11 protein-coding genes are annotated in these 14,839 nt (G+C 40.5%); 7 read left to right on the top strand and 4 right to left on the bottom strand.

Annotated elements, in window-relative coordinates; all coding sequences use genetic code 11:
- The first annotated feature begins 6 nt into the window (after positions 1-6).
- From gldE to recG, 3 genes are read left to right on the top strand one after another with little or no spacing between them, the layout of a single operon-like run.
- Positions 7-1,329: a gliding motility-associated protein GldE gene (gene gldE / locus N7E81_RS04075; RefSeq protein ID WP_263052006.1), complete on the top strand. Its 1,323-nt coding sequence runs from the start codon at positions 7-9 to the stop codon at positions 1,327-1,329.
- Complete coding sequence (gene gldD / locus N7E81_RS04070; RefSeq protein ID WP_263053060.1) at positions 1,329-1,898, top strand: gliding motility lipoprotein GldD; 570 nt, start codon at positions 1,329-1,331, stop codon at positions 1,896-1,898. Before gldE ends, gldD begins: the two co-directional genes overlap by 1 nt.
- Positions 1,899-1,907: 9 nt before the next feature.
- Positions 1,908-4,004, top strand: a complete 2,097-nt coding sequence (gene recG / locus N7E81_RS04065) for an ATP-dependent DNA helicase RecG (RefSeq protein WP_263052005.1) — start codon at positions 1,908-1,910, stop codon at positions 4,002-4,004.
- Between the two features lie 56 nt (positions 4,005-4,060).
- Here the strand turns inward: recG and N7E81_RS04060 are convergent, their stop codons facing one another.
- Both N7E81_RS04060 and rho read right to left on the bottom strand, forming a co-directional pair.
- Positions 4,061-4,798 carry a hypothetical protein gene (locus N7E81_RS04060; RefSeq protein ID WP_263052004.1) on the bottom strand — a complete coding sequence of 246 codons (738 nt, stop codon included), beginning with the start codon at positions 4,796-4,798 and terminating at the stop codon, positions 4,061-4,063.
- Between the two features lie 289 nt (positions 4,799-5,087).
- A complete protein-coding gene (rho, locus tag N7E81_RS04055; RefSeq protein WP_263052003.1) occupies positions 5,088-6,746 on the bottom strand; it encodes a transcription termination factor Rho in 1,659 nt (552 codons plus the stop codon).
- A gap of 299 nt (positions 6,747-7,045) precedes the next feature.
- On the opposite strand from rho, the gene serS reads away from it, so the two are divergent.
- A complete protein-coding gene (gene serS / locus N7E81_RS04050) occupies positions 7,046-8,320 on the top strand; it encodes a serine--tRNA ligase (RefSeq protein ID WP_263052002.1) in 1,275 nt (424 codons plus the stop codon).
- 11 nt (positions 8,321-8,331) lie between these two features.
- Positions 8,332-8,778 (top strand): GNAT family N-acetyltransferase, encoded by a 447-nt coding sequence (locus N7E81_RS04045; RefSeq protein ID WP_263052001.1) that lies wholly within the window; start codon positions 8,332-8,334, stop codon positions 8,776-8,778.
- 26 nt (positions 8,779-8,804) lie between these two features.
- Here the strand turns inward: N7E81_RS04045 and N7E81_RS04040 are convergent, their stop codons facing one another.
- Positions 8,805-9,110, bottom strand: coding sequence for a DUF4286 family protein (locus N7E81_RS04040; RefSeq protein WP_263052000.1), 306 nt, complete (start codon positions 9,108-9,110; stop codon positions 8,805-8,807).
- A 176-nt stretch (positions 9,111-9,286) separates the two neighbouring features.
- On the opposite strand from N7E81_RS04040, the gene N7E81_RS04035 reads away from it, so the two are divergent.
- Positions 9,287-9,781 carry an NUMOD4 motif-containing HNH endonuclease gene (locus N7E81_RS04035; protein ID WP_263051999.1) on the top strand — a complete coding sequence of 165 codons (495 nt, stop codon included), beginning with the start codon at positions 9,287-9,289 and terminating at the stop codon, positions 9,779-9,781.
- 3 nt (positions 9,782-9,784) lie between these two features.
- Here N7E81_RS04035 and N7E81_RS04030 read toward each other — a convergent pair whose 3' ends face one another.
- Positions 9,785-12,940: a CHAT domain-containing protein gene (locus tag N7E81_RS04030; protein ID WP_263051998.1), complete on the bottom strand. Its 3,156-nt coding sequence runs from the start codon at positions 12,938-12,940 to the stop codon at positions 9,785-9,787.
- 123 nt (positions 12,941-13,063) lie between these two features.
- Between N7E81_RS04030 and N7E81_RS04025 the strand changes: the two genes are divergently transcribed.
- A complete protein-coding gene (locus N7E81_RS04025) occupies positions 13,064-14,797 on the top strand; it encodes an OmpL47-type beta-barrel domain-containing protein (protein WP_263051997.1) in 1,734 nt (577 codons plus the stop codon).
- Positions 14,798-14,839: the final 42 nt, after the last annotated feature.

Below are 14,839 nucleotides of genomic sequence, written 5' to 3'. Positions count from 1 at the left end.
ACACCAATGGACGACCCACTCCCGGGAAACTTAATACTGACGACAATACTTACTAGCGGCGACATATACCTGCTGGTTTTTAGTCTTATCGGAATCGGACTTTTATTTTTTGGATCTGCATTAGTGTCTGGATCCGAAGTCGCTTATTTTTCTCTTACACATGATCAATTACTTGACACTGAGCAAGCAGAAACTACAGTTAGAGATAAAATAATTCATCTCTTAGGTCACCCGAAACAATTGCTGGCTACTATTCTGATATTGAATAATTTCATCAATATCTCTATCGTCATGTTGTCTACCTATGTCACTGCAGCGCTTTTGGGAGATGTGTTGTCGGGAGGTGCTATAATTGTGACACTGACTATTGTTATCACCTTCTTGATGGTGTTTTTGGGTGAAATTGTCCCGAAGGTATATGCGAACCAAAATAGCATGGCTTTCGCCAAACGGACAGCCGGATTGTTGGCCGTTTCTTTCAGAGTATTTCAGCCCTTGGCTTGGTTACTCATCAAGGTGAGTAATGTGATTGAGCGTCGAATAGAGAGGAAAGGCTATCGTGTATCGGTAGATGATCTGAATCAAGCGCTTGATCTTGCTGCAGAAGATGAAACGACAGAAGAGGAAAAAGGGATTTTAAAAGGAATAGTGAATTTTGGGACACTGTCTGTGAAGCAGGTGATGAAATCTAGAATGGATATCACAGCGATTGATTTGGAGACAGACTTTCATGAATTGATGAACCAGATCAATAAGACAGGCTATTCTAGGATACCTGTTTATAAAGAGACAATAGACAAAATTGAAGGTATTCTCTATATCAAAGACTTGCTGCCACATGTGAGCGAAGAGGAGAATTTTAGGTGGCAAGAGTTGTTGAGACCTGGTTTTTTTGTGCCAGAGACTAAAAAAATCGATACCCTATTTAAGGATTTTCAGGAAAAGAGAATTCACATCGCTATCGTGGTGGATGAGTACGGAGGCACTTCTGGTTTGATTACCATGGAGGATGTGATCGAGGAGATCGTAGGTGAAATCAACGATGAGTTTGACGAGGACACGGACATAGCTTATAGTAAACTGGACAATAACACGTTCATTTTTGAAGGCAAAACGTCGTTGATGGATTTTTGCAAATTAGCAGGAGTAGATCACAAGGCATTTGATGTGGTGAAAGGAGAAAGCGAATCTCTGGGCGGTTTGTTGTTAGAAATCAATTCGATGCTGCCAAACGCAGGAGAAAAGATTGTTTTCGAAAATTTTCAGTTTACGACCGTGGCAGTTAACGATAAGAGAATAAAGAAAGTAAGGGTACATATTACAAGATGATGAAAAAGTGGTTTTGGGTTTTAGCAGTGGTACTAGTTGGGTGTGGAAGTAATAATTTCAACCCAAAACCCAAAGGGTTTAATCGAATTGATCTCAAGCCAGCACAGTATCAAGTTTTAGCAGATTCCTTTCCATTTCAGTTGGAGTATTCTACACAGGCCAAGATACTAAAAGACAGTTCGTGGATTTCAGAACGGTACTGGTTCGATTTGTACTACGAAGACTTAGGTGCGAATATTCAAGTGACCTATAAACCTGTCACTAATAGGAGTACTTTAGAAGAGTATTTGGGTGATTCATACAAGCTTACGTCAGAGCACAGAGTAAAAGCCTATGCCATAGATGAAAGTGTGATTACGCTTAATAATGGGATAAAAGCTACCGTGATGGAACTCTCGGGAGAGGTGCCTACACAGTTTCAGTTTCATGTGACTGATTCTACCAAACATTTTTTGCGATGTGCATTGTATTTTAAAACAGCGACACAAAATGACTCTCTGCGACCAGTCATCAACTATGTGAAAATGGACATGTTGCACATGCTCAATACACTCACCTGGGATCAATAATCGACTGGCATGTCGGGCTTCATGGATACAAAAATCGAGTTTTTAAAAGGTGTAGGGCCAGCCAAGGCTAAGCTCCTGCATGAAGAACTAGGTATTCAGACGTTTCATGACCTGATTTATCATTTCCCATTCCGGTACGAAGATCGTTCTCAATTTTTAACCATCAATCAAATCAGCTCGGATGGTGAAAATGTCCAAATCAAAGGCGTAATAGATCAGGTAGAGATAGTAGGCGCAGCTGGTAAGCAGCGGCTCACGGCTTCCTTTAGAGATCAAACGGGGCAAATAGAATTGATATGGTTTAAGGGAGTAAAGTGGATGAAAAGTAAACTTAAGCCTGGAGTACCCTACATCGTATATGGCAAACCATCGCTTTTTCAAACTAAATATTCGATTAGTCATCCGGAAATAGAAATATTGACTCCGGCCAATGAAACAGGCAAGAAAAGTCTACTGCCAGTGTATGCCACCACAGAAAAGCTTAAGCGGAAGTATGTAGATAGTAAGGCGATCGCCAAAATGCAGTTTGAGCTACTCCAAGCCAAAGGAACCTCTGCAGTGGAAACCCTTGATAACGAACTGATGCAGATAATGGGTTTGATGGATTTGAACTCTGCCTTGCGGCAAATTCACTTTCCGTTGAGTATGCAGGCGAAGGACAAGGCACTCGAACGCCTTAAGTTTGACGAACTTTTTTTCATCCAACTCAAAATATTCAAAGAAAAAACGGACCAAAAAGAAGCCCATAGGGGGATTGTTTTTCAAAATAGTTCACTCGTTCATGATTTTTATACCAACCATAAACCTTTTGAATTAACTGATTCTCAGAAGCAAGTCATCAAAGAAATCTACACAGATTTACAGTCAGGCTATCAAATGAACCGGCTGTTGCAAGGAGATGTAGGTAGCGGTAAAACCATTACGGCATTTGTATGTATGCTCATTGCTATAGGTAGTGGGTTTCAGACGACCATCATGGCGCCTACAGAGATTTTAGCCATTCAGCATCACCAAGGGCTAGAGGAGTATTGCGATAAGCTTGGGCTAAAAATCAGGCTTATTACTGGGTCTACTAAGAAAAGCAATCGCAGAAAGTATCTGGAAGAATTGGCCTCTGGTGAGGTAAATATACTGGTAGGCACACATGCTTTGATCGAGAATGATGTGCAGTTCAACAGATTAGGCTTAGCCGTGATAGACGAACAGCATCGTTTTGGAGTGGCTCAGCGTGCCAAACTCTGGCAGAAGAATAAGCATGTATACCCACATGTCTTAGTGATGACGGCGACACCTATTCCTAGAACCTTGGCCATGACACTATATGGTGATTTAGAAGTGTCTACTATAAGAGAATTGCCCAAAGGGCGAAAGCCTATTAAAACGTCTCATTTATATGATTCGTCTCGTTTGAAGCTTTTTGGATTTATCCAAAGGGAAATAGACTTAGGTAGGCAGGTGTATATTGTTTATCCTTTGATTGAAGAATCCAGTACGCTGGATTATAAAGACTTGATGGATGGGTACGAAAGTATTGCCAGGGCTTTTCCTAAGGTGCCGTTGAGCATTTTGCACGGTAAGATGAAACCAAAAGACAAGGATTTTGAGATGGATCGTTTTGTGAGAGGGGAGACCAAAATAATGGTGGCCACGACAGTGATAGAAGTCGGAGTGAATGTGCCTAATGCATCAGTAATGGTGATCGAAAATTCGGAGCGATTTGGTCTGTCTCAGCTGCACCAACTCAGGGGACGTGTAGGTAGAGGGGCAGATCAATCGTATTGTGTTTTGATGACGGGTAGTAAAATATCAAAGACCTCCCGTGAGCGAATAGGCTGTATGGTGGCTACTACCGATGGATTTGAAATCGCAGAAAAAGACCTAGAGCTGAGAGGGCCAGGTGATCTAATGGGTACACAACAAAGTGGGTTACTCGATCTCAAAGTGGCCGACCTTACTACAGATGGAGAATTGCTGAAAAGGGCACGTAGATTGGCCGAACAAATCATAGCTGAAGATCCTGACTTAGAGCGTCAAAAGCATGTAAAAATAGCTCGGCATCTTAACAAAAACCAAATAGCCACTCTGCGATGGAGTGCTATTTCTTAGACATAAAAAAACCATTCCAGAAGAAGGAATGGTTTCAAGTTCTTGTAGTTAATGGTTTATTCCGCTGATTCTGTAGGAGCTTTTAATTGAGCAATCGTAAATGACTTTTTCTCTTTGTGCCCACAGTATCCACAAGTGTAAGACTTGACCAGTTCACCATCAGATTCGAGTGTAGCAACTCTAATCACTTCTTCTTTGTTCACTTTTAGCGTTTGGTAGTTGCATTCATTGCATTTTAATGCGTGCAGTCTACCATTATATTTTTCGATTTTAGTATAGCCAGACTCTTCGTCGATCCATACATCATAATCTACCGAGAAGGCGTCTTCTTCAGCCTGCATCCCTTCGTCCAAATAAACATCTTCCTCTTCTTCGCTTAACAATTTCATTGGACGGCCGTCAGGAGATATTCTTGGAGTGAATCTTAAAAACTTGAGTCTTTTTTCTATGTAGAATGGATAGTAAAACTTCAATATGTTTTGCACAATTACACCAGCAATAATGGCGAACATGGTGCTTACAAAAAGTCTTACGAAAAACCACATCATGCCAGATTCGGATACCAAGGTGTTGGCATATACGGCAAGTGCAATAATGATTAAAAGAGCACTATACCAAAGCAAATTGATTTCATACATATTGATGTAATCATATTTGTCTTTTTGGTCTTTGGTGATCATTAGTTTGAAGAGATGCCCGATAAGGATCAATACACCGACAGCGGCAATGGTATATGACACGTAGTTTCCATACAAGTTCCATGTGTCCAGTAGGCTCTGATCAATTTTGTTCATAGCGTTAAGCTTTAGTAAAGTGGGTTTTTAATACTTGCCTGCTTTCAACTGGTATTTAATGTGGTTAGCCATGAGAAAGTGCAGGTTATTTCCAAATATAGATAAAATGAACTAGTGTATTTGATTAGCCGAATAAATTTATGAAAAAAATTGTTTTGTTCAAACCTATATAATCTGGCAATTGTATTATTGAAATAGTATAAGGTTAACTGCATATAATGCAAAAAGCCATTCTGCCTCGATGAAAGTCGAAACGGAATGGCTTTTTAGTTAATAAAATCTAATGGAATTAGCCGTTCATCGACACCAAAAATTCTTGGTTGTTTCTGGTACCTTTCATCTTGCCAAGCAAGAATTCCATTGCTTCGTTTGAATTCATGTCGTCCATGAATTTTCTCAAGATCCAGATACGAGCCAATTCTTCTTTGTCGATGAGTAGATCTTCTCTTCGAGTGCCAGAAGCAGGAATATCGATAGCAGGATATACACGCTTGTTGGATAGTTTTCTGTCCAACTGAAGCTCCATATTGCCTGTCCCTTTGAATTCTTCAAAGATTACTTCGTCCATTTTAGATCCTGTTTCGATCAAAGCAGTTGCGAGAATAGTCAAAGAACCTCCGTTTTCTACATTTCTAGCTGCTCCAAAAAATCTTTTTGGTTTGTGTAGCGCATTAGCATCTACACCACCTGATAGAATCTTGCCACTTGAAGGCACTACAGTATTGTGTGCTCTGGCTAGGCGAGTGATAGAGTCTAAAAGAATTACTACATCGTGACCACATTCGACCATTCTCTTAGCTTTTTCAAGCACAATATTGGCGACTTTTACATGTCTTTCTGCTTGCTCATCAAAAGTAGAAGCAATCACCTCTGCTTTTACGCTTCTAGCCATATCAGTTACTTCTTCTGGTCTTTCATCGATCAAAAGAATCATTAGATATACTTCAGGGTGATTGGTCGCAATGGCGTTGGCAACGTTCTTTAGCAAGACCGTTTTACCTGTTTTTGGTTGTGCTACGATCATACCTCTTTGCCCTTTTCCGATAGGAGCGAACATGTCCATTACTCTTGTAGAGTAATCGCTAGGTTTGTAGCTAAGGTTTAATTTTTCTTCTGGGAAAAGTGGAGTCAAGTATTCGAAAGGAACTCTGTCTCTGATTTCTTCAGTAGTCTTACCGTTTACAGTAGTTACTCTCAATAGGGCGAAGTACTTTTCACCGTCTTTTGGAGGGCGGATCTGGCCCAATACAGAATCGCCTGTTTTCAAACCAAATAATTTGATCTGAGATGGAGATACATAAATATCATCAGGACTAGCGAGGTAGTTGTAGTCGCCAGATCTCAAGAAGCCATAGCCATCTTGCATGATTTCGAGTACGCCTCCGTTTTCGATTACACCGTCAAAATCCTTGATTTTCTCGTTGTATTCAGCTTTTTTAGATTTCTGATCTGGACGTCTTTCTTTTCTATCTCCTCGGTCGTTGCGTTCGCCTCTATCTTTTCTTTCTTCTTTTTCCCTTGGTGCTTTGTCTTTTACGTCTTTCGTTTCAGCCTTTGGCTGCTCCGTTTTGGCTGATTGCTCCGTTTTTTCTGGTCGGGGAGTTTTTTCTGGTCGAGCAGCTTTTGGCGCTCTCTCGTTTTTCTCTCTTGGTGCTTTAGTTTCTGCCTCTAAATTGAACGAGCTTAATAGATCGTTAGCAGATTTTGAAGTCTTTTCTTCCGATTTAGTTTCTTTTTTGCTTTCAGCATTTGCTTCGCTTGGCTTTTCTTTTTTTAGTTCTTCAGCCTTTCTCTCTGCTGCAGGCTGGGGGTTGATAGCCTGCTCGTCAAGAATTTTGTAGATGAGATCCTTCTTCGCAGATTTCTTGTAGTTTTTGATGCCCAGACTCTCAGCAATTTCCTTTAGCTCAGATAGTAGTCTGTCATTCAATTCTTCAATTTTATACATGTTTATTAATTAGTAGAAATTGTGCTTAATGATTTTAAGCGTCTTGAAATGAAATATTTTTGAAATATTATAGTAATGAAGATTGGCCTATTCTGATTAGCTGGATGGCTATCTAAGCCTAAATGCATATTAGTGCCACAATTATATGACAACATTAATTAGAACACAAATTTACGCAAATTTTTCGTATTGCCCGTTAAAACCAAAAAAACTAACTTTTTCTTGTCCGATTCTTTGTGGTTCTATAGCGTGTGTGTCGGGTGATCATATAAATTTGCCTCTCAATAAAAAAGAACCTTATGTTAATTGTTTCAGACATTAGAGAAAACAAATCTGAATTCATCGCAGGATTAGAAAAAAGAGGCCTAGCTAACGCCAAGGCACTTCTTGATGAAGTTTTGGTATTGGACGAAAAAAGAAAAAGCACCCAGACTCATCTGGATGAGTTGCTTGCCGAATCCAATAAAATCTCGAAGTCGATTGGTCTACTCATGAAAGAAGGCAAACAAGAAGAGGCGAATGAAGCAAAAAACAAGACGTCTGATTTGAAAAATCAAACGAAAGAGTTGGGTCAGATCTTGGAAGAAACCAAACAACTGCTGGAGGATAAGTTATATCATATCCCAAATATACCTAACCTAGAAGTACCTGCTGGCAAAAGCGAGGATGATAACGAAGTGCTTTTTACCGTTGACAAATTGCCGGAAGTAGGTGAGGATGCTGTACCGCATTGGGAATTGATCAAAAAGTATGATATCATAGATTTCGATCTTGGCGTTAAAATCACAGGTGCTGGATTTCCTGTTTACAAAGGTAAGGGAGCACGGTTGCAGCGAGCATTGGTCAACTTTTTTTTAGACGAAGCGGATCGAGCAGGCTATGCTGAAGTACAGCCACCAGTAGTGATCAATGAGGCTTCTGGTCGGGGTACAGGTCAGTTGCCAGACAAAGAAGGGCAGATGTACCACATCACAGACTCGGATCTGTACTTGATCCCTACAGCAGAGGTGCCGATTACTAACCTGTATAGAGATGTGATCATCGATGAAAAAGATTTGCCTATCAAAAATGTGGGATTCACGCCTTGTTTTAGAAGAGAAGCAGGCTCGTGGGGATCGCATGTGAGAGGACTCAATAGACTGCATCAGTTTGATAAAGTAGAGATTGTGCAGGTGCAGCACCCTGATAAGTCCTTTGAGACTTTGCAGGAAATGGTAGATCATGTAGAAGGTTTGCTAAAAAGGTTGGGATTGCCTTATAGGAAATTGAAGCTGTGTGCAGGCGACTTGGGATTTACGGCTAACATCACTTATGATTTTGAAGTGTATTCTGCAGCACAAAAAAGATGGCTGGAAGTGAGCTCCGTGAGCAACTTCAAAACTTATCAGGCCAATAGGCTGAAATTGAGATATAGAGATGTTAACAATGAAAAACATTTACTACACACCTTGAATGGTAGCGCTTTGGCTTTGCCTAGAATCATCGCAGCCATTTTGGAAAACGGACAGACTCCTGAGGGGATTAAAATTCCTGCGGCTCTACATCAGTATGCTGGCTTCGAAACTATTTCGTAGTTCGCTTTGATATGTACTTAAGAGAAGGAACGGCAGAAGATTTACCCAGATTACTGGAACTCATTTATGAGCTGGCTATCTATGAAAATGCCGAAAATCAAGTCTCAAACACAGTAGAGCGAATGAAGCAAGATGGCTTTGGGCCTTCTGCTGTGTTTGGTTTTTTTGTAGTGGAGATTGATGGTGTCCTCGTAGGTGCTGCAGTATATTATTGGCGTTATTCTACATGGAAAGGCAAGCGAATTTATTTGGAAGATTTGATCGTGACGGACACGTACAGAGGCCAAGGGATTGGTCAATTGCTTTTTGATCAAGTCATAGCACATGGAAAAGCGGAAGGCGCCAGTGGTATGATGTGGCAAGTACTAGACTGGAATGAGTCCGCGATTAATTTTTATAAAAAGTACCAGGCGTCTTTCGACGAAGAATGGCTCAATTGCCACATCGATTTTCAATAATTGTGCTGAGGGAGTGCCTTAGGGGTTTAATCTACATGTTCTAGCATGGTTCGGAAAGCGACGAACTTATCTTTGAACTTTTCATCGTGTTCGGCCTGTAGTGCTTCCGCATGTTTGGTTTGATATATATTGATCTGCTCTATGGTGTCTGCAAAATATTGAATGGCATATGTGATGGCGCCCTCTTGCTCGTGAGATAACAATTTGAATATCTTTCGATCCACGAATAGACCTGTCTCCATTACTTTGGGAATGTGATCTTGTTTCATCCACTGAAGCCAAACAGGTTCGATGTTTTCCTCCAGACTTACAGTTACATTGTATAATATCATGTAGCAAAGGTAGCTATTTTGACTGTTGAACCATGAGTAGGGCAGGCGAAAATCACTATCGTCAGGTCTACGATCTTAATGGTCATGAATATTCAGAAGTTCATCGAATTTATTTACAAAAGGGCAGCATGATACATACTTTTACCCTGAAGTAAAATCAAATACCACTTTGAATAATGGAAGCGCATAAGATCGAACGAATGGAAGAGGTATGGAAAACCATCTCTGGTTTTTCTAATTATGAAGTGTCTAATCTGGGGCGTGTCCGCAGAAAGGCTCGAAAGACTTTTCATGCAGGCTCAAAGAAAGAAATTTCCCTAAAAGAGAAAGTAATGAAGCAGCGTTGGAATACAACCTGTAAGTGTTTTTTTATGGATTTGCTCAATGATGAGGGCAAACGAAAGACGGTATATCCTCACAGAGAAGTAGCAGAAGCTTTTTGTATCAACGTATTGCCAGAAGTGTACACTATGATTGTGCATTTGGACAACGATCCGAAAAATAATGACAGTACAAATCTCGAGTGGGTCTCTCCTTCTGAACACATGGCCTTTCAGTTTGAGGTAGGCAATAAAAACAACTTCAAAGTGTGGCACACTCGAAAAGAGAAGTACAAAAATGGTTTCAAAGAAAGTACTACGTTCAAAGGCCGTCCAAGAAAGACCGCCTGACCGTTATTTCCCAATCAACACAAAAGGAGACCAATAATAGGGGTGTGCAAATAGTCCACCCTTTTCTATCATATTCATTTTTGCTTTCTTTAGTGCGTAAGCGTAACTCAAGCTTTCGTGTAGGTCTTTAGGTACATCGTAGAGCAAAAAATTGTCATAGTAGTCGATCATCAACCGTTTGGTCGATTCGTCAGACACTTTCCATAGCGATACCGTGATGTTTTTTGCGCCTGCGTAGATCAAGGCGCGAGTTAGCCCTATTATTCCTTCGCCATTGGAAATTCTACCTAATCCTGTTTCACATGCAGATAGAGTGACTAGTTCTGCGTTGAGGTTGATATTGTAGACTTCGCCAGAAAATAGAATGCCATCTTCTACTTTGGTAAGCGTATCTCTTGTCATGAAAATACCTGAAAATTCTGGTTCTTCCTGGTTTACAAATCCGTGTGAAGCGATGTGGATGTATTTGTATTCGTCCATCGTACCCGATTTGGCAATCTCTTCTTGTGCTTGATAGTGCATGAATTGATCTGCTTTCTTTTTGTTTTTGAGGAAGAGAGTGTCGATTTCCTCAGCTTCTATTTCGGTGCCTGGCAGTGATTTGAGTTCTTCGGCCGAAATGGAAATTCCTTTTCTTAAGTTGTTGGCTTTGTCTGCTTTGTCGTACGACAATTTTTTGGCCTCTTTTAGTGCTTCCAGCGAATGATCAAAATTGACGGGGGCAATCACCATTCCGTCTTTAGGTGCTTTGGGGCGGATTGTTTTTTCATTCATGAAGGTCTTGTACATCAGATTGGCAGAGAATGTATAAGAGAGATTATAATCACGAATCAGATAAGGAAGAGTGGCATAATCCACATGATTGTAATCTACGTCTTCAGTGAGGAGGACCTCAAAGGGTATGGTTGCCATGATTCCATCTTGTACTACGATGATATTTTTGATTCGTTCTGGAATTTCCATTGGGAAAAGCTGCTCGTAGAGCATGCGTGCATAGGTGGTGTAAATTTTGTCACTTTTGTATAAGATGCCTTTTCTTACGGCTTTTACTGCTTTGTCATAATCCCTCTTTTGGTACACCTTGTTTATCTTCATGCCAGAATTATCGATCTGAGTCACATAGATACTGTCTGTGGTGAGGAAGTAAGAAAGCATCATGGTGGAGTCGTTCAAAAAATTTTGAACCTCCTTGAGTTTTGTGATTTGTACGTCATATTTCAAATCATAATACTTCGGATAGTTCGACTCAAAGTTTTCGATGAGCCCCTCATATTCCCTGTTGGCCTTAAATAGCTCGCGTTGATAAAACTCGATCATGCTAGGGTCTGGGTTAGCTGCCAGCTCTTGAGTGTAGTTGTTGATAAGGGTTTTTAGTACTTTTTCTCTATCGAGCAAGGTGTCTGGTATCCCGCCAAAAGAGATGGCATTGGACTCAGCCAAAGAAGAGAAAAGAATCGCTCCTTTGTTTTTCTCGGTAAAGAAGAAAAACCGATCTTCATATTCTTGTTTTTTACCTTCGTAGGTAGCTTCTGCCCCTAGGTATTTTACATTGTCTTCATTGATCAAATTGATCAATGAGTAGGCGGCATTTACAGAAGATTCGTAGATTCTGCCAGACATTTCACTAAGTTCGATCTGGTCTCTACGGTCGGTATAGGACTGTCGAATTTGTTCTACTAGGCTGTCACTCAATACGAAACTGTGAAGAGAAATATCAAGCCCTTTTACGTTTTCACTTCTTCTAAACCCTTCTTCGAGTAGCTGCCCTTTGAATTGCAAATACCAAAGTAAATCTTTGTTGTCGAAGAAATTGACCAGTACTGGGTTCATGAATACATTCTTGTCGTCGAAGTCGATGATGCTGGCATTGATGGCCAATTGGCAATATTCGAGTGCAGTACGTATGTCTCCTTTTTCTCCATATACACGCGACAGGTTGTAGTAGCCGTTGGCCACGTTGGGGTGTTCTTCTCCATGGATATTGATGTCGATAGCCAGTGCTTTATTGAAGTAGCGAATGGCCAGATCGAAGTCGCCAAAAAAGTAGTAAATGCTACCGAGATTGTTGTTGGCGGCAGATGAGTTGACATGGTTTTCGCCTACGAGGTTGAAGTTGATGTCCATCACCTTGTTGTAATAATCGAGTGCTTCTCTAAACTTCTCTTGATACATGTAGGTATTGCCGATACCAAGGAAACTACGCACACTGTTTTGGTGTTCGAGTCCGATAGTTAGTTCGAATAAATCCAAAGCCTTTTGGTAGTATACTAAAGCCTGATCGTAGTTGCTCTGGTTTTTATAAACATCGGCAAACCCTAAGTAGATGGCGCCAAATTTTGGGTCTTTTTCATGAAGAAATTTTTGATAGATCACTAAGGCTTGGCGGTAATATTGCATGGCGAGGTCATAATTACCCTTGCTTTTGTAGATGTCAGCAATGCCGACATAGGTAGTGGCTACGTCTGGGTGGTTTTCACCAAATACAGAAATATTGATGGCTAGCGCCTTTTCATAATACTCAGTAGCTAAATTGTACGACCCCTTGTTTCGATACAGGTTGCCCAAGCTCAAATAAGAGTTGGCCACATAGGGGTGGTTTTCACCTAAGATTCTTTTATTGGCTTCTAACGCACTTTTGAAATGCTTGAAGGCTTCTTCATATTGATTTTTACCAAAATAAACATTGCCTATACCCAAACTGCTAGGGGCAGAAAAGAGTACATCGCCATGAGATTCGTGATTGGCTATGTCAAGTGCTTTTTCGTATTCTATGAGTGCTTGCTCGTGCTGTCCCGTGAGGTAGTGAATATTACCGATGTTGTTTATGGCATTGGCCTTTTCTATGTCCCACTCTCCTAGTTTTTCATCGGCCATTAGGTAGGCGGCATTAGAGAGCGCCATGGCTTCTTTAAGTTCAAAGGTACCACAGAGGTTTTCTGCGATTTTATTGTCCGAGGCAACTACTCCCCTCCAGTTTTGCTCTTTGAGATACAGTGCTCGTGCTTTTTCAAAATGCATAATGGAGCTGTCGTGTCTATTGAAAAGTAAGAAAGTATCTCCTTGATGATAATGAAAATCTGCCAACTCTTTTTGAGCCATAAGAGAGGAATAGGTCAAATTCAAAAGCAAGGTTAGTATGATAACAATATTGAATTTCATTATTTCTGTATTTCGGTGAAAAGGCAGTTTAGTGTGCTATTTTAAAAGAAATTATTTGATATTGCAGATGCAAACATTTTTTTGAATTAGTAATTCACAATATATAATTTAATACATGCTGCTATGAGAAAGGCATTATTTTTTCTAATTTTTTGTCCGTTTGTGGTCTTTTCCCAAGAGCTGCCTAATGTGAAGAAGCAATATTACATCAACGAAGATGGAAAGCTCTATTGGCAAGGCACAAATCCTGTTTATTTGTTTATCTCAGAGACTCCAGATGGAAAAAATCTACACCGATTAGAAAGTAAAATTCATGAGGATTATACGAACCCGATGTATTTGGATACCGAAGGGGTCAACTATATTAGGTCCAATTGGGCAGCAGATTCTACAGGTAAGCAGCTACAGCCTAAGTTTGAATTGCTTTTCGAAGTCTACAAAGACAGCTATGCACCCAAAACTACTGTCACTTTTGAAGAGGCACCAAAATACAAAAGCACAGCTGGTCAGCAGTTTTATGGCAAGGGTTTGAAACTAAAAACCCAGGCTACTGATAACCAATCTGGGGTGCAAAAAACTTTTTATTCTGTAGACAATAATAATTTCTTGGCTTTTCAGGGTGAGCAGGATCTGAATGTAGATAAGGAGTACGATGTTAAAATTTATTCGGCGGATAATACGGGCAATGTAGAACCTATTCAGATTTATCAATTTAGAGTGGATTTAACTAACCCTGTTTCGGAATACACCGTGCACAACGATCGCAGTGGTATGATTTTTTCACCAAGAACTTTCATCAAACTACAATCTGTAGATGCATCATCTGGATTGAGTAGGGTCGCCTATAAAATCGATAACGGTACGGAGCAAATATTCAAAGATCAAATTAATTTGGCTTCTTTATCTGACGGTTCTCACACGATCCATTATTATGGATACGACAATGTAAAAAACAAAGAAGAGGATAAAGTCATCGAGTTTTATCTTGATAAAACAGTACCTCTTGTAGAGGCTACCATAGTAGGTGACCAATACCAAAATAGAGGCCGAGTATTTGTATCTACCAGAACCAAAGTGAAACTGACCGCAGAGGATAACAAAGCGGGCGTAAAAACGATCAAATATTCGATAGATGGAGCAGAGGCAGAAACGTACTATGAGCCGTTTATATTGGACAAGACGGGAGGTAACCATGTCATTACTTACTATGCGATAGACAAAGTCAACAACCGATTCGATGGAAAGCTAGAGGAAGACAACCTGAGCCGATCGTCGTTGGATATAGACATGGAAGCACCAGAGATCAGTTATGAGTTTACGGGTAGCCAGTACCACTCTAGGGATACCGCTTTCGTAACTAGCAATTCTGAAATAGCTCTGTCGGCACTTGATGCAGAAAGCGGAATCAAAGATTTGGGGTATAAGATCAACGGTGGTCAGGGACAAGCCTACACTGGGCCAATCAAGCTAGAAGAAGAGGGTTTTTACACCATCGATTTTTACGGTACGGATCAGGTCAACAACAGAAACACCAAGTCGTTCTTTTTTGTGGTGGATAACACAGGTCCTAAAGTGGAGCACATACTCAGTATGGAGCCTGTCGGCAAAATTATCTTAGATGAAAAAGAAGGATTGCCAATTAGTGTATATTCTAAGGGAGTTAAATTATTCTTGGGAGCTACCGATAAGACAGTAGATACAGACAAAATCTACTATACCTTGAACGGTGCTGCAGAAGTAGAATATACTCGCCCTGTGAAAATAGACACCAGAGGACTGGTGACTTACAAGATCCGAGCTACCGATAAGCTAGGTAACGCAACGACCTCAGATGAAATAGAGATATTCGTGAAGTAACTGTTTGGTTTCACTTCCGTGAAAGAAATCCCCTGCTGAATA

Source organism: Reichenbachiella carrageenanivorans, assembly GCF_025639805.1.
In the GTDB taxonomy this organism is placed as follows: Bacteria; Bacteroidota; Bacteroidia; order Cytophagales; family Cyclobacteriaceae; genus Reichenbachiella; species Reichenbachiella carrageenanivorans.
Note: the sequence above shows the minus strand (reverse complement) of the source record. Positions and strands in the feature narration are given on the sequence as shown.

Excerpts from the sequence above, each read along its gene's own strand:
- gldE (WP_263052006.1), top strand. The coding sequence starts at position 7 with ATGGACGACCCACTCCCGGGAAACTTAATACTGACGACAATACTTACT.
- gldD (WP_263053060.1), top strand. The coding sequence starts at position 1,329 with ATGAAAAAGTGGTTTTGGGTTTTAGCAGTGGTACTAGTTGGGTGTGGA.
- recG (WP_263052005.1), top strand. The coding sequence starts at position 1,908 with ATGTCGGGCTTCATGGATACAAAAATCGAGTTTTTAAAAGGTGTAGGG.
- N7E81_RS04060 (WP_263052004.1), bottom strand. The coding sequence starts at position 4,798 with ATGAACAAAATTGATCAGAGCCTACTGGACACATGGAACTTGTATGGA.
- rho (WP_263052003.1), bottom strand. The coding sequence starts at position 6,746 with ATGTATAAAATTGAAGAATTGAATGACAGACTACTATCTGAGCTAAAG.
- serS (WP_263052002.1), top strand. The coding sequence starts at position 7,046 with ATGTTAATTGTTTCAGACATTAGAGAAAACAAATCTGAATTCATCGCA.
- N7E81_RS04045 (WP_263052001.1), top strand. The coding sequence starts at position 8,332 with ATGTACTTAAGAGAAGGAACGGCAGAAGATTTACCCAGATTACTGGAA.
- N7E81_RS04040 (WP_263052000.1), bottom strand. The coding sequence starts at position 9,110 with ATGATATTATACAATGTAACTGTAAGTCTGGAGGAAAACATCGAACCT.
- N7E81_RS04035 (WP_263051999.1), top strand. The coding sequence starts at position 9,287 with ATGGAAGCGCATAAGATCGAACGAATGGAAGAGGTATGGAAAACCATC.
- N7E81_RS04030 (WP_263051998.1), bottom strand. The coding sequence starts at position 12,940 with ATGAAATTCAATATTGTTATCATACTAACCTTGCTTTTGAATTTGACC.
- N7E81_RS04025 (WP_263051997.1), top strand. The coding sequence starts at position 13,064 with ATGAGAAAGGCATTATTTTTTCTAATTTTTTGTCCGTTTGTGGTCTTT.